The 20,801-nt window shown below is 64.4% G+C and carries 18 protein-coding genes; 12 read left to right on the forward strand and 6 right to left on the reverse strand.

Features of this window, described 5'->3' with window-relative positions; translation table 11 throughout:
• Positions 1-19: 19 nt before the first annotated feature.
• Together rfbC and rfbD are read left to right on the forward strand one after the other, a co-directional pair.
• Complete coding sequence (rfbC, locus tag PMN64_RS02835; protein WP_016841672.1) at positions 20-574, forward strand: dTDP-4-dehydrorhamnose 3,5-epimerase; 555 nt, start codon at positions 20-22, stop codon at positions 572-574.
• Positions 574-1,485 carry a dTDP-4-dehydrorhamnose reductase gene (rfbD, locus tag PMN64_RS02840; RefSeq protein WP_411779639.1) on the forward strand — a complete coding sequence of 304 codons (912 nt, stop codon included), beginning with the start codon at positions 574-576 and terminating at the stop codon, positions 1,483-1,485. Before rfbC ends, rfbD begins: the two co-directional genes overlap by 1 nt.
• A 135-nt stretch (positions 1,486-1,620) precedes the next feature.
• Here the strand turns inward: rfbD and PMN64_RS02845 are convergent, their stop codons facing one another.
• Entirely contained in the window at positions 1,621-2,928 is a 1,308-nt protein-coding gene (locus PMN64_RS02845; protein ID WP_028345284.1) for a UDP-glucose dehydrogenase family protein, read from the reverse strand.
• A 227-nt stretch (positions 2,929-3,155) separates the two neighbouring features.
• Between PMN64_RS02845 and PMN64_RS02850 the strand changes: the two genes are divergently transcribed.
• Complete coding sequence (locus PMN64_RS02850; protein ID WP_411779640.1) at positions 3,156-5,504, forward strand: glycosyltransferase family 2 protein; 2,349 nt, start codon at positions 3,156-3,158, stop codon at positions 5,502-5,504.
• On the opposite strand, the gene PMN64_RS02855 is transcribed toward PMN64_RS02850, so the two are convergent.
• Both PMN64_RS02855 and PMN64_RS02860 read right to left on the reverse strand, forming a co-directional pair.
• Complete coding sequence (locus tag PMN64_RS02855; RefSeq protein ID WP_411779641.1) at positions 5,445-8,000, reverse strand: glycosyltransferase; 2,556 nt, start codon at positions 7,998-8,000, stop codon at positions 5,445-5,447. The genes PMN64_RS02850 and PMN64_RS02855 overlap by 60 nt on opposite strands.
• Before the next feature lie 25 nt (positions 8,001-8,025).
• The gene (locus PMN64_RS02860) at positions 8,026-8,949 is read right to left on the reverse strand and encodes a hypothetical protein (RefSeq protein WP_411779642.1); all 924 of its coding nucleotides are present in this window, start codon (positions 8,947-8,949) and stop codon (positions 8,026-8,028) included.
• Between the two features lie 196 nt (positions 8,950-9,145).
• Here PMN64_RS02860 and PMN64_RS02865 point away from each other — a divergent pair, with 196 nt between their 5' ends.
• The 5 genes from PMN64_RS02865 (at position 9,146) to galE (ending at position 13,462) form a co-directional block, all read left to right on the forward strand.
• The gene (locus PMN64_RS02865) at positions 9,146-10,381 is read left to right on the forward strand and encodes a glycosyltransferase family 4 protein (RefSeq protein ID WP_411779643.1); all 1,236 of its coding nucleotides are present in this window, start codon (positions 9,146-9,148) and stop codon (positions 10,379-10,381) included.
• Between the two features lie 15 nt (positions 10,382-10,396).
• On the forward strand, positions 10,397-11,059 hold the full coding sequence (locus tag PMN64_RS02870) for a ParA family protein (protein WP_028345280.1): 663 nt from the start codon (positions 10,397-10,399) through the stop codon (positions 11,057-11,059).
• Positions 11,060-11,280: 221 nt separating this feature from the next.
• Complete coding sequence (locus PMN64_RS02875; RefSeq protein ID WP_411779644.1) at positions 11,281-11,910, forward strand: transglutaminase-like cysteine peptidase; 630 nt, start codon at positions 11,281-11,283, stop codon at positions 11,908-11,910.
• A 158-nt stretch (positions 11,911-12,068) separates the two neighbouring features.
• Positions 12,069-12,326 carry a hypothetical protein gene (locus PMN64_RS02880; protein WP_411779645.1) on the forward strand — a complete coding sequence of 86 codons (258 nt, stop codon included), beginning with the start codon at positions 12,069-12,071 and terminating at the stop codon, positions 12,324-12,326.
• A gap of 140 nt (positions 12,327-12,466) precedes the next feature.
• Positions 12,467-13,462: a UDP-glucose 4-epimerase GalE gene (galE, locus tag PMN64_RS02885; RefSeq protein ID WP_411779646.1), complete on the forward strand. Its 996-nt coding sequence runs from the start codon at positions 12,467-12,469 to the stop codon at positions 13,460-13,462.
• Positions 13,463-13,541: 79 nt separating this feature from the next.
• On the opposite strand, the gene PMN64_RS02890 is transcribed toward galE, so the two are convergent.
• Positions 13,542-14,528, reverse strand: a complete 987-nt coding sequence (locus PMN64_RS02890; protein WP_411779647.1) for a UbiA family prenyltransferase — start codon at positions 14,526-14,528, stop codon at positions 13,542-13,544.
• Positions 14,529-14,563: 35 nt separating this feature from the next.
• On the reverse strand, positions 14,564-16,144 hold the full coding sequence (locus PMN64_RS02895) for a hypothetical protein (RefSeq protein WP_411779648.1): 1,581 nt from the start codon (positions 16,142-16,144) through the stop codon (positions 14,564-14,566).
• A 126-nt stretch (positions 16,145-16,270) separates the two neighbouring features.
• Between PMN64_RS02895 and PMN64_RS02900 the strand changes: the two genes are divergently transcribed.
• On the forward strand, positions 16,271-17,428 hold the full coding sequence (locus PMN64_RS02900) for a hypothetical protein (RefSeq protein ID WP_411779649.1): 1,158 nt from the start codon (positions 16,271-16,273) through the stop codon (positions 17,426-17,428).
• Positions 17,425-17,658 carry a hypothetical protein gene (locus PMN64_RS02905; RefSeq protein WP_411779650.1) on the forward strand — a complete coding sequence of 78 codons (234 nt, stop codon included), beginning with the start codon at positions 17,425-17,427 and terminating at the stop codon, positions 17,656-17,658. The genes PMN64_RS02900 and PMN64_RS02905 overlap by 4 nt, the downstream gene beginning before the upstream one ends.
• 18 nt (positions 17,659-17,676) lie before the next feature.
• On the opposite strand, the gene PMN64_RS02910 is transcribed toward PMN64_RS02905, so the two are convergent.
• Positions 17,677-18,036 (reverse strand): VanZ family protein, encoded by a 360-nt coding sequence (locus PMN64_RS02910; RefSeq protein WP_179077249.1) that lies wholly within the window; start codon positions 18,034-18,036, stop codon positions 17,677-17,679.
• A 408-nt stretch (positions 18,037-18,444) separates the two neighbouring features.
• Between PMN64_RS02910 and PMN64_RS02915 the strand changes: the two genes are divergently transcribed.
• Positions 18,445-19,107, forward strand: a complete 663-nt coding sequence (locus tag PMN64_RS02915) for a response regulator transcription factor (RefSeq protein WP_016841655.1) — start codon at positions 18,445-18,447, stop codon at positions 19,105-19,107.
• A gap of 285 nt (positions 19,108-19,392) precedes the next feature.
• Positions 19,393-20,769 (forward strand): ATP-binding protein, encoded by a 1,377-nt coding sequence (locus PMN64_RS02920; RefSeq protein WP_411779651.1) that lies wholly within the window; start codon positions 19,393-19,395, stop codon positions 20,767-20,769.
• Positions 20,770-20,801 lie beyond the last annotated feature (32 nt).

The following is a 20,801-nucleotide window of genomic DNA, read 5'->3' on the forward strand; positions in this document are numbered from 1 at the left end:
AAACTGGAACAAATGTTAGATGAACGTCATCAAGACCGAGCTTCCTGAAGTCCTGATCGTCGAGCCGAAGCTGTTCGGCGACCAGCGCGGCTTCTTCCTCGAGACCTACCAGTCTCCGCGTTATGTCGAGCACGGCATTACGCGTCCCTTCGTGCAGGACAACATGTCCCGCTCGGCCTATGGCGTGCTGCGCGGGTTGCATCTGCAAAACCCACTCACCCAGGGCAAGCTCGTGACCGTGCTGCGCGGCAAGGTGCTGGACGTTGCCGTCGACGTGCGCGTCGGCAGTCCGAATTTCGGCAAGCACGTCGCGGTCGAATTGAGCGAGGACAACCGCCGGCAATTATGGGTGCCGCGCGGCTTCGCCCACGGCTTCGTGGTGCTCTCGGAGACCGCCGACTTCTTCTACAAATGCGATGATTTCTACAGCCCCAAGGACGAGCTCTCGATCCGGTGGAATGATCCCGCGATCGGGATCAAATGGGGCGTCGACAAGCCACAGCTGTCGGCCAAGGATGCGGACGCGCCGCTCCTGGCCGACGCCAGCAATCTTCCGACCTATGGACAAATCTGATGCGGATCTTGTTGACGGGAACACGCGGCCAGGTTGGCAGTGCGCTCAAGCCTCTGCTGGAAAGCCACGGCACGATCATCGCGCCGCCCACTGCGGAGTTCGATCTGTCGAAGCCGGAGATGTTGACGAGCCAGCTTGAGAGTCTGAAGCCCGATCTCATCATCAATCCGGCGGCCTATACCGCCGTCGATCGCGCCGAGGACGAGCGTGAGCTGGCGTTCCTGGTCAACGCCAAGGGACCTGAAGTAATCGCCAAATGGGCTGCGGCGAACCGCGTGCCGCTGGTGCATTTCTCCACGGATTACGTCTTCAATGGTTCGGGCGACAGGCCTTGGCGCGAGGACAGCCCGACCGAACCGCTGTCGGTCTACGGCGCCAGCAAGCTTGCCGGTGATGTCGCGATCCAGGCAGCAGGCGGGGCGCACCTGATCGCGCGCACCTCATGGGTTTATGCCGCAAAGGGCACGAATTTCCTGCGCACCATCGCGCGGCTCGCCGGCGAGCGTAAGGAGCTGCGGATCGTGGCCGATCAGATCGGTGCGCCGACCACGGCATCAGCGATCGCCGGTGCGGTCGCCGGCATCGTCCTGCCGAACCTCACCACGTTGCACGATCAGCTCGTACGCAGGGGAGGTGTCGTCAATCTCGTCTGCGCGGGCGAAACCAGCTGGCACGGCTTCGCAACCGCCATTGTCGGCGGGCTGAGGTCTCGCGGCGTCACGCTGGCGGTCGAGAGCGTCGCTCCGATCGCAGCGGCCGATTTTCCGACCAAGGCGGTGCGTCCGGGCAATTCGCGGCTGGATCTGTCGCGGCTGAAGGCGCAGTTCGGCGTAGCGATGCCGACCTGGCAGGAAGCGCTGGCGCGCGAACTGGATGCATTTGTCCAGCTCGGCGCGCCCGCCCACGCTTAGGACGGCTTCGGAAGCGGATGCCGGCGTGCGTGAAGAAAACGCGTCAGACAAGAAAAGAGCCTTGGTTCTGATTTGATCAGAACCAAGGCTCCAGGATTGAACCGACCGGCGGCTATCGTCGCCAGGCGCGAGCGCTCAGCGCGGCCGACCGATGCTGTCGTAGGTGAAGCCGTGCGTGGCCATCTCGTCCGGACGGTAGATGTTGCGCAGGTCGACGACGACCGGATGCTTCATCTCCTGCTTGATGCGCTTGAGATCGAGCGCGCGGAACTGGCGCCACTCGGTCACGATCACCAGCGCATCCGCCTGGCGAGCGCATTCATAGGCATCCTTGCAGTACTCGATCTCCGGCAATTCCTTGCGCGCCTGCTCCATGCCGATGGGATCGTAGGCGCGAACCTTGGCGCCGAAGTCGATCAGGCCGTTGATCAGCGGGATCGAGGGGGCCTCGCGCATGTCGTCCGTATCGGGCTTGAAGGTCAGGCCAAGCACGCCGATGGTCTTGCCGCGCAGCTCTCCGCCGAGCACGTTGGCGACCTTGCGCGCCATCGCGCGCTTGCGGTTGTCGTTCGCGGTCAGCGTGGCTTCGACGATTTTCAGCTGGACGTCGTGGTCGAGCGCGGTCTTGAACAGCGCACGGGTGTCCTTCGGGAAGCAGGAGCCGCCATAGCCGGCGCCGGCATGCAGGAACTTGGTTCCAATCCGGTTGTCGAGCCCGATGCCACGCGCGACCTCCTGCACGTTCGCCCCGACCTTCTCGGAGAGATCGGCGATCTCGTTGATGAAGGTGATCTTGGTGGCAAGGAAGGCATTTGCGGCGTATTTGATCAATTCAGCCGTGCGTCGCGCGGTATAGAGAATCGGCGCCTGGTTCAGATAGAGCGGACGATAGACTTCGCCCATCACCCTCTTGGCCCGATCGTCCTCGGTGCCGACGACGATCCGGTCGGGATGGCGAAAATCCTGGATTGCGGCGCCTTCGCGCAGGAATTCGGGGTTCGACGCAACGGCGAAATCGGCGTCGGGATTGGTTTCGCGGATCAGCCGTTCAACCTCGTCGCCGGTGCCCACGGGCACGGTCGACTTGGTCACCACCACGGTGAACTTCTTGAGCGCCGCGCCGATCTCCTTGGCGGCAGCATAGACGTAGCTCAGGTCTGCATGGCCGTCGCCGCGCCGCGAGGGCGTTCCGACCGCGATGAACACGGCATCGGCGTCCGCAACGGCGCCCGCGAGCTCCGTCGTGAAGGTCAGCCGTCCGGCCGCGGCGTTGGTCTCGACGAGCTTATCGAGGTCAGTTTCGTAGATCGGGATCTTGCCGCGCTTCAGGGCTTCGATCTTGCCGGCGTCCTTGTCGACGCAAACGACCTGATGGCCGAAATCGGCAAAACACGCTCCGGATACGAGACCTACATATCCCGTTCCAACCATTGCAATCTTCATGAATCCGCTCGTCGATCAGTGTGGAGAGGAGGAGTTAGCACTAGCACAAATGGCGCCGATAACGCCAAGTTTTATAGCGTATAGTTTGTGTTGGAGCTCGGCGGCTTTTTGTGCAAACGGTGATCGCCTCGGTGCAGCTGAGCGCCCGTTAGTCACCTCGGGCGCACCATGGACACATTCTCAACTTGAAATCGACCGACAATCGAGCCGCCGTTTCAGGGGTGGACATGAGCACGAAGACGATTGGCAAGCAGAAGCCCTCGGGAGCTGAATACGCGTCGTTGCAAACGCAGTTCTCCAGATACGATCGCACGACGTTTTCCGGGTTCGTCTATGATCGCGCCGATCTCGGCCGACGCTACACCGTCGACCTGCTCGTCGACGGCGAGCCATACATGTCATCATTGTGTGACGAGTTTGTAACGGAGCTTGCCGACGCCGGGATCGGCGATGCGCGATTTGGCTTTACCTTCAACGTGCAGGATCAGGTCAGCGCGAACGCCACGATCATTGAGGCAAGGCTGGCAAATATCGGCAGTCCGGTCGGGACTCCGATTCGTTGCGATGTCGCCGCGCCGGAAGCGCGCTGGCACCGGATCGGCGATATCGAGTGGGTCGGAGGTTTGCGCTTCGAAGGCTGGCTTGCTCAGGACATCGACGAGGACATCGAAATCCTGATCGCGCAACGGCCGGTGATGACCGTGAAGCCGACCGGGTGGACCAACGTTGCGCGGGGCGGCGAGTTCGGCGTCGGCCGCCGGATCGATTTTCATCTGCCCGAGCATTTTGCGGACGGTCGCATGCGCGGACTATCCGCGCGGACGATTTCGGGACGGAGCCTGATCTCGGAGCCGATTTCCTTTGTCGCTTTCGATCGCGGATTGGAGCAAACGCTCGCGGATCTCGGGCGCTGGGATAGCGAGCGGCTTCGTGGAGAACTGTTCGACCGGGTGCTGCCGGCCTCGATGCCGTTTCACGCCTATCGCGGCTGGAAAGAGCGCTTCTCGCCGACGACACGATCTGAACAGTCTGACGTCGCATCCGAGGCGGCGGTCGTCCTGATCGGCGATGTCAGGGTGGACGAGAGCATCGAAAGCCTCGAAGCCCAACGGCACTCCGCCTGGTCGGCGGTGTCACTGCCGGCGCGGGCGTTCAGTCAATTCGATCCAAAAGCAGCGCGCGAGTTTGTCGAGGGCGATGCCGCCGGCAGCGCGTTCTTTGTGTTTTGTCTGAGCGGAACGATCCTCGCGGAAGACGCCTTGCAGCGCTTCGCCGATCTATTCGCATCCGAACCCGGGTGCGATCTCGTCTATGGCGACGTCGAAGTTGCTGCGGGCGCCGGCGCTGTCTGGCCGCTGGCGTTCTCCGCATTCGATCTCGAGCGCGCGCTCGAGCAGGGCTATGGGGCGTATTGTTTTGCAGTGCGTCGGGAGCCTGCCCTGGACGCGCTGCGCTCGGCGACGTCGCTCTACGACATCTTCCTTTGCTGCGCGGAGCCTGGTCGAACCTATCATCTTCCGGGATCGGTTGCGGCATTGCCGCGGATTGATGCATCCGCCGCAACCTCCGAACTGGTCGCCGCAAGCAAGGCGTATTTTGCCAGGGCCGGCATCGAGGCCAATGTCGAGCCGCGGAAAGCGGGCCTTCTTCCGGCCGTTCGGGTCAAGCGCGCCGTCGATTGGAACGAGCGCACCACCATTATCATTCCGACCAGAAATCGCGCCGAGCTGCTCAAGCGATGCATCGAGACGGTCATGCCGGCGGCAAATGAGACGAACGCCCGGATCCTTGTCGTCGACAACAGCTCAACCGAGCCCGAAACGCTGGATTATCTGGATGGCCTGTCCGCGCAGGAAATCGACGTCATCTCGGTCGAGGGGCCCTTCAACTTCGCATTCATCAACAACGCCGCCGTCGCTTGCGTCGACACGGAGAACATCTGCTTTCTCAACAATGACGTCGAGGCGCTCGACGACGGCTGGTTGGCGGAGATGCTGTGGCGGCTCGCAGCTCCCGATGTCGGAGCCGTCGGTGCAAAGCTGCTCTGGCCGAGCAGCGTCGTGCAGCACGGTGGCGTGGTGCTGGGAGCCAATTTCTCGGCCGCGCACGCCTTCAACGACCGGATGGATGGTGATCCCGGCTATGGCGATCTGCTTCAGGTGGCGCACGAATGTTCGGCGGTGACGGGGGCGTGCCTCCTGATGCGCAAGCGCGATTTCGTGGCTGCCGGCGGCATGGATGAGATCCGCTTTCCGATCAGCTTCAACGATATCGATTTGTGCCTGAAGCTGCGCCAGCTCGGAAAGCGGATCGTGTTCACGCCGGACGCGAAACTCGTTCATCTGGAGTCGGCAAGCCGTGGCCGCGATTCCGCGCCGGATCGCAGGGCACGCTTCAGGCGCGAGCTGTCGCTCCTGCGCGCGAAATGGGGCGAGGTGCTGCTCGACGATCCCTATTACAGCCCGCTGCTGGGGCTGGATTCGACGCCGTTCTCCTCGCTTGCATGGCCGCCGCGATCATGGAAACCGCGCGCCAATCTGCCGCCGGTGCCGACCGCTCCTCCGATCGGGTTGTAGCAGGACGTCCTCCACCACCCAGTCGCATACGGCAGCAATCGTTGCATCGGCATCGAAGCCCGGCTGCAGCTTCAGGTCCGTGCCTCGGCCACGCCGCGGGGCAGTCGGACTCCATTCCGTCGCGGCGATCGGCAGCCCGGTTGCCAGCAGCGCGTCCACCAATGGATGGCCAAACGCCGGTTCGCCGATATCGAGAACCAATTTCGTGATGCCGTGACCTTCGACGAGCGTGGCGACGTCGTCGACGGCAATATCGCCGGTGACGATGACATTGGTGCGCTGCATCAGCTTGAGATCGTCGAGGGTACTCCCCAGCACGATGATCTCGACGTCTTCGTCGGCGTCAGCCAGTTGATCGCTCAACGCTCGTATGAAGCGAAATTCCGCGGCGTTGGCGTGCAGGACCGGCAGGCCGAGACGCGCGGGGCCGCTCACGGCGGGATACAGCGCCGGCGGCGCGGGCGGGGCGCTCAGCCTCACGACTTGCAGGCCGAGAACGGCCTCCGAAAAGGCCGCGCCGTCGTCACCGATCGCAGTCACGCGCCGCGCCCCGGCAACCAGGTTTGTCCAATCCGGATGAACGCCTGATCCAGCCGCCGCGCGCATGGCAAGCGCGGTGTCGGTGATCAGGAGGTCGTAGGCAAAGCGTTGCGTGAGCTGCACCACGCATGCGCCGGGAATGCGGTGCGGCTCTGCGATCTCGAGCGACCGGATTCCGAGATCGGCGAGAAACGTCAGAAGAGCTTCGCGGCCCTCAGGCGTCGCAACATCGAGTGCGATCGACTGCGGCGCTCCGCCATCCGGATCGAACATCGCAGCCAGCCGGCGTTGTCCCTCCGAGCGGATCTGCACGACCAGACCGTGCTGACCCTCTGCCGCCAGCTGCCGGCAGCGTTCGATGGCAATTGCGCGGCCGGCCAACGAGCCGCAGAGGATGACGGATGGGCCGGTGGCGACCTGCTGGTTCGTGAGCAGCTTGAGCTCAAGCGCGGCCCGGCAATCGCGGAGTGGATCGGCAAGCAGGAATGCGGCGCAGTCCGTCGCATAGCGCCGGTAACGGTGTTCAAGAACGCGAAGATTTCGCATCACGAGCGAACGCTTCTCGCCAAGAAACGAGCGCGAGCCCTCGTGCCCGACGAAAACCGAAGGAATGCACACGTTGCGGAAGCCGGCCTCCGCTGCGCGCAGGCAGAAGTCGACGTCTTCGAGATAGCCGCGATAGAAGTCGTCGGAGAGCTCGCGCACGGCGTCGAGGCATTCGCGGGTAATGTAGAGGCAGAACCCGATGCCGTTGGGGATGTCGATGGCAATCCCGGAATTTGCGCTGCCTGCAAGTTCATCCAGCAATTCGATTTCGTCGGCCGGGGGCAGGGGATTTGACCGGTTCGGGATGGGAAAGCTGGTGTATTCGCCGTTGTTCGACAGCGGGGTCGCCGTGCCCACGCTTGGCGTCGATTGCACGGCGCTGCGCAGGCGTTGCAGCGCGTATTTCGGCACGATCGTGTCCGAGTTCAGCAGCACGACGTCGCCGGCGCCGGTCTCGCCGAGCGCGCGATTGACCGCACCGACAAAGCCAAGATTGTGCTCGTTGGTCAGGAGGCGGATGCGGAACTCGGCGGCGAGCTCGTTGAGCAGGCGCTTGATGTCGGGCTCGGGCGACGCATCATCCACGACGACGATGGTCGAGCCCGGCGTGCAGGCGAGCGCATTCAACGCGCTGTCGATGCAGGCTCGCGTCGCGGCCAGATCCCGGTATACCGGGATGATGATGGTGAGCGGAGGAGGTTCGCCGTTTCGAAGGCGAGCCGGCCGGCGTGGTGCGGCCCGGTGATCCGGAACGCGGTTGGCCGGGAGTTGAACACTTGCGATCACCCGGTCCGCCTGCGTGATCTGCAGGCGCTGCGAGGTCGCGGACGCGGGCCGTATCAGTCGGAAGCTCGCAGCTTGTCGCCCGTCACGCGCGAATCTGTGGCGTGGATCGGCGGGAAGCTGGATCGTGCTGGATTGATCCGCCTGCGCCAGCGAAAGGTGCGGGTCGTCCGGCCCGCGCCACGTCACCCATCCCTTCACCTCTTCATCCAGAAAGTCGATGCGGGCGCAGCTGTCCTGGCCGCTCTGTTCGAGCAGCAGCAGGGCGCCCCTGACCGAATCCGGATCGTCGTCACGCCGCGTGACGCTTCGCGCCGCCTCGATCTGCTGAAGGTCGTCGCCCCAAGCCATCATCCGCCGGGCAGCGACCAGATCGTCCGGCTCGAGCTCGAGCGCCCTCGCGACGCCGGCGATCGCCGCATCCCTGAGATCGAGATGAAACAGCGCTTCTGCGCGCAGCAGATGCGCGCGGGCACCCGGATGCGGCAGGATCCGGCAGCGGCGGTCGGCGAGCGCGAACGCCAGGCGGAAATCGCGCGCCTCGAGCGCCCCGACAGCGGCCCGCTCGAGATCGACGTGGTGGAGCGTTTTGGACGTAAAGGCGATCCTGCGCGCGTCGGCGGTCAAGTCGCGCCCTTATCTGCCCGCATGGTCAGCCTGCCGTCTTGACGGCGCCCTGCCGGCTCCGGAACACGCGCACCCGTCCCTCGAGGCGTGGTTCCTCGTGGCGCGGCATCGGAGGGGCGGGCTCGACCCGCCTCGGCTGCTGGGGCGCGAGAGGGGCTGCCTGCACCCGGCGCTCCTCGAGATTGAGCTTGAGGCCCACCAGCGGTTCCCGTCCCGAAGGACCCGACACCACGATCCGGTTCCCGGTGACCCGCAGGGCCGGAGCCCCCAGGAAGATGGTTTCAGCCGCGATGGCGTAGCGATCCGCCCCGGGCCCCGTGGCCTCCAGCGAGAACCCCGTGATGGCCAATGCGCGTCCCCGGGTTCCGGCAAAGGTTCCGAGCGGAACGAACTGGTTGTCGCCCCGCTGCGGCCTGGCGAACTTGACGGCATATTGCAGCTGGAGATCGTGCGGCTTGTTGGGCCATTCGAGGGAGATTCCCTCGATCCGCGCCGGAGCGGACGGTCCGGCAATCCAGACATTCGAGCCGACCGTCACGTCGCCCAGGCCCGCGACATGTGCGAGCAGCTTCAGGTCGCTCAATTCGCCGGGGCCAGCCTCCGGCTCGAACATGTCGAAGGGCTGGCTGGCCGGCTGCTCAGCCGGCTGTCCCTGGGTCAGCGGCTCGATCTTGATATTGGCGGCGGTCGACCCGCCGACGCGCCCCGCAGTGACCTCGACGATCAGGCGGCTCGGCCGGGCGACCGACACGACCAGCGCGGTCTCGGGCGCGAACAGGGTTCCATTGACCACGTCCGGTCCGGTAATGATATTACAATTGTTAAGGCTGGCGCGATCCGCGTATACGCGCACCACCGGAGGTGACACCTTATCATCTGCGCCATTGTACCGAACCAGGAAGAGACCCCGTGCCAGATCAATGGTTTTCTGCTGAATCTGTTCGTTCATTGTCGCCTGCGAGCCTAACGGAATGGATTGATAAGTCTCCTGCAGTGTGCCCCAAAAATCTGTGTGATAGAAGGGGGCTTAATGTTAATCCGGTAAGATACTTTCGCCCTTGCATATCGATGACGCACCGCCGGTGATGATGCAGACCCTGACCCCAATCGAAGACCGCGCGGCCGGGGGGCGCGCTCGCCCGCCAATGAACGTCCTGTTCGTCCACAATAATTTTCCAGCCCAGTACCGCCACATTGCGCGCGCGCTCGCAGAGCAGCCCGGCAACAGGGTCGTTGCCGTCGGTTCATCGACCGCCAGCACGACGCCGGATATCCGGCTGCTCAAATATTCGACGACCAAGACGGATTCCGCGGTCGTCCATCCGTTTGCCCGGCGCTTCGATGTCGAATCGCGGCGTGCCGAAGAGGTTCTGTACGCGCTGTCGTCGCTGTCGGGGCAGGGCTTCGTGCCCGACCTGATCTTCGCGCATCCCGGTTGGGGCGAGACGCTGCCGCTGCGCACGATGTTTCCGCGCGCGCGGATCATCCTCTATTGCGAATTCTACTACGGTGCCGAGGGCAGGGACGTCGGCTTCGATCCCGAGTTTCCCATGACGGGCCTTGATGGCAATGTCGCACTCCATCTGAAGAATGCGACCACGCTGCTGGCGCTCACGGAATGCGATACGGGCGTTTCGCCGACGCCATGGCAGAGATCGACCTTTCCCGCCGAGTTTCAGAGCAAGATCGAGGTGATCCACGAGGGCGTCGACACCGACGAGGTGAAGCCCAATCCGGTCGCGCGGTTTCAGCTTCCGAACGGCGCGACGCTGTCGGCGGACGACGAGGTGATCACATACGTCTCGCGCAACCTCGAGCCGGTGCGCGGATTCCATGTCTTCATGCGGTCCCTGCCGAAGATCCTCGCCACGCGGCCGAATGCGCAGGTTGTGATCGTCGGCGGCAGCGGGACATCCTACGGCGCGAATCCGCCCAAGGGCTCGAGCTGGAAGTCGATGTTCCTGGACGAGATCAAGTCGGATATCGACCTGCGCCGGGTGCATTTCCTCGGCCGGATTCCTCGGGAACCGTATCTCGAGCTGCTGCAGATATCCTCGGTGCACGTCTATCTGACCTATCCCTTCGTGCTGTCCTGGTCGCTGCTGGAGGCGATGAGCGCGGGATGTGCGGTGGTGGCGTCCGACACCGCCCCGCTTCGCGATATCATCTCTGATGGCAACGGCCTGCTGGTGCCGTTTTTTGATATTGATGCGCTGTCGGATCAGGTAGTCTCGGTGCTGTCACGGCCCAAGGCCTTCAAGAAGATGCGGATGAAGGCGCGTAGCTTCGTGCGGGACAATTACGACGCAAAGCGGGTCTGTCTGCCGCGGATGCTGACGCTCGTTGATGAAGGTGTCCTCCCGCGCACGTACGGGGGATAACGCCAGGAGTTTGCGATGCCGCTTGTCATCTCGGTTGCCCAGCGCAAGGGCGGGGTCGGAAAGACGACCCTTGCGGTTTTGCTCGCCGCAGAACTGGATCGGCGCACGGGCGTCGTGGGACTGGTCGACGCCGACTCGCAGGCGTCCGCGTGTCACTGGGCCGAGCCCGGCAATCTGTCGTTCCCCGTCTACCAGCTTGATCCGGAAACCCGGCCGGTCGCCGAATGGGCCAAGCTGATGCGCCAGATTCCGCATCAGATCATCGTGGTGGACTCCGCGCCGAACGATCGGGTGCTGGGCGCCGTGCTCGCGGTCGCCAATATCGTGTTGATGCCATGCACGCCGTCCGGCCTTGACATCGAGGCCACCGCGCGGACGCTCGACATCGTGCGGGAGGTGCGTGCCACGCGGCGAACGGCGCTTCGTGCCATGATTGTGCCGAACCGCGTCGACCAGCGCACCCTCGAAGGCCAGCAGCTGATCGAGGAACTCGATACGCTCGACGAGGAGATCGGGCCGATGATCGGCAGCCGCTCGGCCTATGTGCGCGCCGTCGCCTTGGGGCAATCGGTCGCCGACTTCGCCGGCGGCACACCCGCGGATCTCGAGATCAAGATGCTCGCCGATCTCGTGATGAGCTGGTGCGGGATCGCACCCAGGCAGCGGGTGGCGATTTAACGGAGCACGCCGGCGGCTTCACGACAGGCCAACCATGCCGGCATGGGAACGAGAGATTTCGGGCCGCAACCGGCCCTTGATCTGACGGCGCCCCGCCGAAACGGCTTGGTTAACGGACTGCTCGCGCGCACCCTCGCATTTGAAACAAATGCCGCCGCGCGCTTGAGCCCAAGCTCAAGACATTTCCCGTACATGCTTCCCGTCACTGTGGGGAGTGAAGAATGTACAACGTCAAGAGAGTGATGGCCCTGGTTCTGGCCGTCCTTGCGCTCGGGACAAGCGCGCAGAACACCCAGGCTGGAATGGTCGGATTCCCGCTGCCGCTGCGCGGCGTGATCGAGAAGATCCGCTTCAGCGAGCCGACGCTGGCGCCGATGGCCTACACCATGTTCTGCATGCGTTATGCCGACGAATGCAAGCCGAAAGCCCGCGCCCGGATGGTGTTCCGCGGCGGCGCCACGCGCCTGACCAAGCAGCGCATCGCCGACCTGATCGAGGTCAACGCTTCGGTCAATCGCAGCATCGCGCCGCAGCGCAACGAACGCGGCCTTGCCGGCGAGGAATGGCTGATCAATCCGGCGCGCGGCGACTGCAACGACTATGCGGTCAGCAAGCGCCACGAGCTTTTGGCGCGCGGCTGGCCGATGCGCGACCTTCTGCTGAGCGAGGTTGTGACCTCCTCCGGCGAGCATCATCTCGTGCTGGTGGTCCGCGCCAGGGGTGGAGACATCGTGCTCGACAATCTGAATGCGCAGATCCGCAGCTGGTCGCAGGCGCGTTATCGCTGGGTCAGGATGCAGACCCCGGCGAACCCCGCTCACTGGGCCGCCGTTGCGCAGGCCGGCGCCTGAAGTTCTGAACGAGCCTCATCGATCGAAAATGGCGCGGCGAGACATTTCGCCGCGCCATTTTTCGCATCAAGGACGATCGCCAGCGCGCTGCGGCGACATTGCCGGAACGATTGGAGGCATTAACGGTTGACCCTGATCCAACCCATCGAGGCATCGACATGCAGCTGGCCGGTCTTGTCACAACAGCGACGTTGGTCGTCGCCCTAGCCACGCCGGTGCTTGCACAGGGCACCGGGCAGACCACGCAGGGCGCAACGCGCTATTCGATCGATGGACCGGGCGGCGGCGTTCCGACGTCGCGGCCGCAGGCGACCCAGCCGGTCCCGCCGGCAACACCGGCTTACCCCTATGGCAGACCGTCGCGGCACGCGCCGCCGGTCGGTCAACGGACCAACGTGCCGCTGGGGTCGCGTTAAGCGTTGCGTGACCAGCAAATCCGTTCGGTCTTAACGCTATTCCCATCGTCATTTTGCCGCCTCGGACGGAATGTCGTACCGATGCGATCACTGCGCCTGCTGAGGCGCGGGATTGGTTCGCGCAGGGACGACACTTTTAAATGGCGAGCAGGGGTTCGATCCTGATCACGGGTGGCGCGGGATACATCGGGTCCCATTGCGCCAAGGCGGTTGCCGAGGCCGGGTTTCTGCCGGTCGTCTACGACAATTTGTCCACCGGTCACCGTGATTTCGTGCGATGGGGGCCGCTCGTGATCGGCGACGTCGCCGACCACGACAAGATCGCCGCGACCGTCCGCGAGCACAATGCGCTCGCCGCGATGCACTTCGCTGCGTTCAGTGCGGTCGGCGAGTCCGTGGCTGATCCGCAGAAATACTTCACCAACAACGTTGCCGGCACGCTCGGCCTGCTGCGCGGCATGCGGGAGGCGGGCTGCGACCGCCTGGTGTTTTCCAGCACCGGCGCGGTCTATGGTAACGCCGGACGCGATCCGATTCCCGAGAGTGCCGCTGGTCCGACCGTCAATCCCTACGGCCGCTCCAAGTTCATGATCGAGCAGATCCTGGCCGACTACCGCGCGGCCTATCGGTTCAACTCGGTCTGCCTGCGCTATTTCAACGCCTGCGGCGCCGACGCCTCCGTCACCATCGGCGAGCTTCGCGATCCCGAGACGCATTTGATTCCGCGCGCGATGATGGCGCTGCTGGGGCACGTGCCGGACTTTGCGATCTTCGGCGAAGACTATGACACGCCTGACGGCACCGCGGTGCGCGACTACATCCATGTCGACGACCTCGCGAGCGCCCATATCGCGGCGCTCGAACTGCTGCTGAAGGGCGACGCCGGCGGCGTGTTCAATCTCGGCACCGGCACCGGCTATTCGGTGCGCCAGGTGCTCGACGCGATCCGCGCCGAGACCGGTGAAGCGGTGCCGAGCGTGGTGCGCGAGCGCCGGGCCGGCGATCCGCCGATCCTGGTGGCCGATCCTTCCAGGTCGGAGCGCGGCCTCGGCTTCAAGGCGAGGCGGTCCGATCTCGGCTACATCATTCGCTCGGCCTGGGCCTGGCATCAGAAGGCGCATCCGCGCCGGCGCTAGAGCGTTTTCGAACGAAGTGCATACCGGTTCGCGTGAAGAAAACGCTCAAACAAAAAGCGCCGATCGCGGCCGCAGCGCCTCAATCCAGCGTGATGTAGTGCTGTTCGGCCAATCGCGCGAGGAACGGCATGTCGACAAGGCTTGCCACCAGGAAGACGGCGACCAGCGCCAGCACGAGCAGCATCAGGCCGCGCTCGCCATAGAGCTTCTCGGGTTTCTGCGCCGACGATCCCGGCGACGTCGACATCGAGAAGTAGGTGGTGAACAGCATCACCACCAGCGGCATCGCAAGGACATACTCGATGCGGTACTTCACCAGGAACACCGAGAGGAAGAACACCGAGAACAGCGAATAGCTGAGGCACGAGGCCGTCAGCGACACCTCGGTATAGTGCGCGAAGCTCGCGCGGTAGCGCGCCAGCAGCTCCCTGCCGTGGGACGCGGCAATCTCGCGATATTCGGACAGCCGCTTGGCCGCCATCAGGAACGCGCCGCCAAACCAGTAGCACAGGATCACCGAGCCCGGCGGCAGCGAGGTCGGGTCGATCATCGCCCAGCCGATCAACAGCCGCAGCGGATTGTTGACGGATTCCGAGATGACGTCGAAATAGGCCTTGTCCTTGCTGCGCAGCGGCGGGACGTTGTAGACGATGCCCTGCAGGGCGAAGATGCTGGTTGCGAACAGCATCAGGCGGCTGCTCGCAGATGCGCAGACGAGGCCGAGCGCGACCAAGAGCAGCCACTCGATTCCGATGATCTTGCCGTCCATCGCGCTCTGGACCGCGGAGCGCTGCGATTTGGTCGGGTGATGCCGGTCGAAGTCGCGGTCGAACCATTCATTGATCACATAATTGGCCGACGCGATGCAGATCGCGGCCACAAGGCCGAGGACGATCGCGCTTGCGATATGCTCGCCTCTCGGGCCGCGCAACAGCCAGGCGAGGACAATCCCGGGAACGATGAAGATGTGCTTGGTGCTGTGATCGAGCCGCAGGATGGCGAGATACTGCCGGATGCTTGCAGCCGGCGGCTTGCTAGCTTCGACCTTGCTGTCCATCAGCGCCATCGCGCGGTCCTTTTCTGTCGTCGTTGATCGATCGCCTAGTTGAGGAGGTAGACGTCGAAACTCTCGTCGGTTTTGGCGGGGCCGAAGCGGCGGAGCATCGTGGTCGCTTCGCGGAAATCGCGGATCTGCGTCGCTGAGGCACGGAACGTCCGCCAGTCCTTGCCTTCGTCGTAGATCCGGTCGGGCGTGATCTCGTCGAGCCGGTAGGCCAGCAGGACGATGACGGGCGCGCGGCTCGTGTCGCGAAGCTCGCGGGCAAGGCGCAGGGTCTCGCCGAGATCGCTGTCCATCTTGCCCTTGCGCGAGAAGATCACGACGCTGCCGAATTTGTGGTCGCGCGCGAGATAGACGGGGTTCTTGACGTAGTACGGCAGCGCCTCCACCAGCCATTCCGGCTCGCTGAGGATCACCGCGTCGGCCAGATCGGTGCGCGAGGCGATCAGGCGGCCGAGATCGGCGCTGCGGCTCGCGACCACGCCGGTCACTGCGTTGCGCAGATCGTTGATGCCCGCGGCGGTCTGGATCGCGAGCACCAGCAGAAGCGACACGCGTCCGATCGCCGGCAAGCGCCGGTCGAGCCATGCTCGGGAGACGGATGGCGCGGTGATCCGGCTCCAGCCGATCCAGTAAAGCGCGATCAGGAAGCTCAGCCAGACCGCGGCATGGCGGTAGGCGCCGTTGGCGGCGACGGCGAAGAACAACGACGTCAGCAACAGGGCGGCGATGGCGGCGAGAAAGGCCGGTCGTCGCGGCAAAAGCCCGAGCGTCGCGCCGAACAGCAGCACCGATCCCGCGATCCCCGGCAGCAGATTGGCAAACAGCGCGCCCAGCGACGTCGCGCCGGGGTTCACCAGCGAAAGGATTGCCGCCGCCAGCGGTGACTCGTGCGACCAGTCCCGGGCCGCGGCGTCATTATAGGTCGGCAGCATCGTCACGGCGCAGATGACGACGCCAATCGTCGCGATCGTTGCGTTGATCGCGAAATTGGCGAGTGGCGGCGACCAGCGCCAGCCATGGCTCACGAGTTGGGTGTCGAGCAGGTCGAGCAGCCAGAACAGCAGGAATGCGCCGGCCATGATCGCGCCGACGACGTTGCTGTTGGCGAGCAGGAATAGCAGCGCGCCGAGCAGCAAACCACGATCGCGGTGGACCCGATAGCAGGCCGCGATCGCGAACAGGAACAGGGCCGAGATGCCGTAATTCCTGGCCATCACGACATATTCAAACAACAGCGCATGGCCCGCAATCAGCAGCAGGACCAACGGCCGCGGGAATGGCGACCGGAAGATCAGCAGTGCGACCGTGATGAGCCCGACCACGAAGGCGACGGCGGGCAACACCTCGACCCGATCGAATACGGCATGCGCGCCGCGCAGCAGAAGGTACCAAAGGGCAGGGTGGCCCTCGCCATGCAACCCTCGCAGCATGGCGAACACATCGTCGCCGTTCAGGGCAATGGTGAGCGCGCGGACCTCGTCGCGCCACATCACGTGACGGCCGATCTGGAAGCCGACCAGCGCGACCCACCCTGCGAGGAGCAGGACGTCCGGCCAGGATCGGCGGCCCCGCTTGGGCGCGAACAACCACTGGTCCAGGATGTGCAGAGAACGGGTCAATGAATCCTGCTGCTGCTCGGATCGGGACGGTCAAACCGTGGCGTTATCCGCCGGCCTGGTGGTTTGTGTTAACAGTAAAATCCACATAGAATGTTGTAACATTATGGGCAAACCAGACTAACATTTATGACGCCGACGCCGGCCCAGAGAACGGTCAGGGACATCGGTCCTGCGCACCCCGAGGTGGAGTTCGCGCTGGTGCTGGCGCGAACCATCGATTCCGTGAGCTCCGACCCGCAGCAGCTGCGCAGCGCGGTCTACGAGCTCGCGCGGCAGAAGCTGCAGCAGCTCGCGCACGAGGATCCGGCGGAAAAGCAGCGTCTGATGCAGGCGCTGGAAGTGGCGATCGAAGGCGTCGAAGCGCACACGAAAAGCAATGTCGTCGAGAAATTCGAGGTGCCGCCGGCGCGGGCGCTGCCCGCATTCCTCGAGGCGGCGGGCGCTGCGCGGCGGATCGAGGCGCCGCCCCGGATCGATGCCGAGGCGGCATTTGCCGTGACCCTCGATCGCGTCGAGCCTGCCGCGGTGTCGCGCCGTCCGCGATGGTCGTCGTCGGCGCCGCTGCGTTACGTTGTCATGCTGGCCTTCTTTGGGCTGATCGCGGCCGTTGTCCTGCTGCAGCAACGCGGCGTGTCATTGGCCGCGGCCCGCGCGATGATTGCCGGCACGCTGGCATCGGCGCCGCCTGAAACCCAAAGGCCGGCGGTGGTCGCGGCCGTGCCGGCGCCGGCCGTTGCGGCCGAGCCGCCGGCCCCGAGGCGGCCGCTGCCGACCGCGTACGGCGTTTATGCCGAGAGCGGCGGCGAGCTCTACGAGTTGCAACTGATCCAGGGGCGCGCGCCGGATCCGCGGGTGGCGATCTCGGCGGCGATCACCAGGCCGAGCGAGACCACGCTGCCTGACGGACATCTCCGCTTCATCGTGTTCCGGCGCGAGGGTGCCGGCGGCGCCTCCGATCCGATCGATGTGCGCCTGATCGCGCATGTGAGCCAGCAGACCACGTTCGACGCCACCGGCAAGCCGGTGGTTTCGCCGGGCGACGACAGCTGGGTGATCCGCAACATCTCGATCCCGTTCCGCGCGGCGCCGCTCAAGGACGATCCGCAGATGTTCGAGGTCCTGCCGCGCGACGACGCGCCGCTGCCGCCGGGACGCTACGCGCTGATCCTGAAGGCCCAGGCCTACGATTTCACCGTCGAGGGCGCGGTCACCGACAAGCGGCATTGCCTGCAGCGGCTGGCAGCCGCGAATGGCGTGTTCTACTCGGAATGCGAGAAACCGTGAGCGGGGTGTCCGTCCGGTTCAGCGCAGTGCTGGTGCTCCTGCTGGGATCGAGTGCCGCCGTCGCCGCACCCGCCGCCGAGACCGCAAAGCGCTGCCTGCGCGCTGCCTACATGGTCTACCCCTACAAGCGACCGGGGGCCGTGCCGATGAATGGCGACCGGCTGCACTTCTTTCAGCAATGCATGGCGCAGGACGACATGAAGTCGGCGGAAGCGCCGAAGCGCGATTGAGCGCAATGCGCCGGCCGCTCAGCTCGCGGACTGCTCCACGCCCGGCCTCAGCCGGCCGAACTGGTTGCGCAGCACGAGCAGCATGAAGCGACCGACGCCGACGCCGGCGAGACCTCCTGCCACCTTGACGATCGCGTCGATCAGGCGGCCGTGACGGTCCGGTGTCAGGAATTGCATCGCCTCGAGCGTGAACGCGCTGAAGATGACAAAGAGCACGATCAGCGCGGTGCGCCGCGGGTAGCCCAGCACGAAGGCCAGCGCCATCACGGCGAAAGCCGCGAAATGCTCGATCTGCGGATGGAATAGCGAGGGACGGTCCTGGATCGGGGACAGTGTCACGAAGGCGATGAAGGCAAGCGCAAGCCAGCCTGCAATCACGCCGAACCTCCGTATTTTTGAAACAAGCAACGCGTTCTTCCCGGTCATGTGCGCTCGGCGCGCCGCCGTTGAATTAGCGCATCGCTCGTGTCAGCGACATGAAAATGGTCGTCGAAGGTTAACTTGCCGGTCGACTGTAAATGACCCGACATGTCTCGATGCCTTGGTCCGCCGGAACGTTGCCAGCAACAATTGCCTTCAGTTCAAGGTATAAAAATACCTCAAACTGAAACCCGATCTCACTTCGCACGCATCTCATGAAGGGAACCAGGGGTGCTTGCGCGGGTTCCCGGGATGGTGCACCTGACGAAAAAATAAGCCGCGCCTTGCGGGTCCATTCATAAGCCGTTCACGGCGGGAAGCCTCATTTGATGCCGGATATCGCAATGCTCACTCTCGGAGGCCAATGTGCGTCTGCTCGTCGTTGAGGATGACCCGGATCTGAACCGCCAGCTCACCACCGCGCTGACGGACGCCGGCTATGTGGTCGATCGCGCGTTCGACGGCGAGGAGGGGCATTTCCTTGGCGACAGCGAGCCCTATGACGCGGTCGTACTGGATATCGGCCTGCCCAAAATGGACGGTATTTCGGTGCTCGAGGCCTGGCGGCGGAACAAGCGGGTGATGCCGGTGCTGATCCTCACCGCGCGTGATCGCTGGAGCGACAAGGTTCAGGGCTTCGACGCCGGCGCCGACGACTATGTTGCCAAGCCCTTCCACCTCGAGGAGGTGTTGGCGCGGATCCGGGCGCTGCTGCGCCGCGCGACCGGGCATGCCCAGGTCGAACTGAACTGCGGGCCGGTGGCGCTGAATACCCGCACCAAGCGTGTCACCGTCAACGGCAATCCGATCAAGCTGACCTCGCACGAGTACAATCTGCTCGACTATCTGATGCACCACACCGGGCGGGTGGTCTCGCGCACCGAACTGGTCGAGCATCTCTACGACCAGGACTTCGACCGCGACTCCAACACGATCGAGGTGTTCGTCGGGCGCATTCGCAAGAAGTTGGAAGTCGATATCATCCAGACCGTTCGCGGCCTCGGCTACATGCTGTCGCCGCCGACCTAGAGCATGATCCGGAAAAGTGCGCAGCGGTTTTCCGAAAAGATCATGCTCAAACAAGGAGCTCGCGATGTGGAGCCAACCTGATCTCATTGCGCTTTAGAGCATTTTCGAGCGAAGTGGATGCCGGTTCGTTCGCGCGAAGAAAGCACGACCAAACAAAAGGATAAGAGCATATCCTATTCAATCGGATCATGCTCTTAAGGCGCTTGATCGGCGTGCGGGCTACGGCATGATCCGCGCCAGGAGGACGGGATTCGCCATGTCTGTTGCCGCTGACACGATGTTCTGATGGGCGGCAGCTCGCTCGCGACACGCCTGTTCGTCTCGGCCACTGCCTGGGTGGTGGTGATCCTGGCGATCACGGGCGTCATCCTGTCGTCGGTCTATCGCGACGCGACCGAGCGCGCCTTCGACCGGCGGCTCAATCTCTATCTGCGCACCCTGATCGCTGAAGTGGCGACGCCGGACGAGCCGGCGGACCGCCAGTTCCAGTCGCTCGGCGAGCCGCTGTTCGACCTGCCGTTGTCGGGCTGGTACTGGCAGATCACCCGGACCGATACCGAAAAGGGCGAGACCCGCGCCTCGCGCTCGCTGTGGGACAAGAAGCTGCCCAAGCTCGAGGAGCACGGCGCCGAGCTGACCGCCGCCGGTGTCCGGCTCGGCTATGTCGACGGGCCCGAAGGCCAGAGCCTGCGCGTGGTGGAGCGGCCGGTCGATCTCGGCGCCGACGGCAAGTTCCTGGTCAGCGTTGCCGGCGATGCCACCGAGATATTCGATGAGACGCGCAGCTTCGACTATTATCTCGGCGGCACCTTCGCCGCGCTCGGCGTCGTGCTGCTGCTGACCACGGTCTTCCAGGTGCGTTACGGCCTCGCGCCGCTCAAGCGCATTTCCGATGCGATTGCCGATATCCGCTCCGGCCGCGCCGAGCGGCTGGAAGGCCGGTTTCCGGTCGAGATCGCGCCGCTGGCGCGCGAGACCAATGCGCTGATCGATGCCAACCGGGAGATCGTCGAGCGCTCGCGCACCCATGTCGGCAATCTCGCCCATGCGATCAAGACGCCGCTGTCGGTGATCGTGAACGAGGCGGGCGCGCATGCCGGCGATCAGTTCGCCAGCAAGGTGCTGGAGCAGGCCGATCTGATGCGGGACCAGGTCGCCCATCACCTCGAGCGCGCGCGGATCGCCGCGCGAGCCACCATCGTCAGCACCATCACCGACGTCGCACCCGTGATCGAGGCGCTGCGCCGGACCATGGAAAAGATCCATCGCGATCGCGACCTCTCGATCGAGGCGAAGGCCGATCCGGCGGCACGGTTTCGCGGCGAGCGGCAGGACCTCGAGGAGATGGTCGGCAATCTCGTCGACAACGCCTGCAAATGGGCGTCCTCGCAGGTGTTCATCGAGGTCAGCGTGGTCCCGCCCGAGGCCTCGGGCGCCGGGCCGAGGCTGCGCATTGTGGTCGACGACGACGGGCGCGGCCTGTCGGAAGCCGAACGTGCCCAGGTGTCGCGGCGCGGCCAGCGGCTCGACGAGTCAAAACCCGGCTCGGGCCTCGGCCTGTCGATCGTGACCGATCTCGCCGGCCTCTATGGCGGCAATCTCATCCTGAACAACGCGCCGATCGGCGGCCTGCGCGCCGAGCTCACGCTGCCGGCGGTGTAGCGGTCGACGCTGCTATTATTCCTAAACGGCTT

The sequence above is a fragment of the Bradyrhizobium sp. UFLA01-814 genome, from assembly GCF_046718885.1.
In the GTDB taxonomy this organism is placed as follows: domain Bacteria; phylum Pseudomonadota; class Alphaproteobacteria; order Rhizobiales; family Xanthobacteraceae; genus Bradyrhizobium; species Bradyrhizobium elkanii.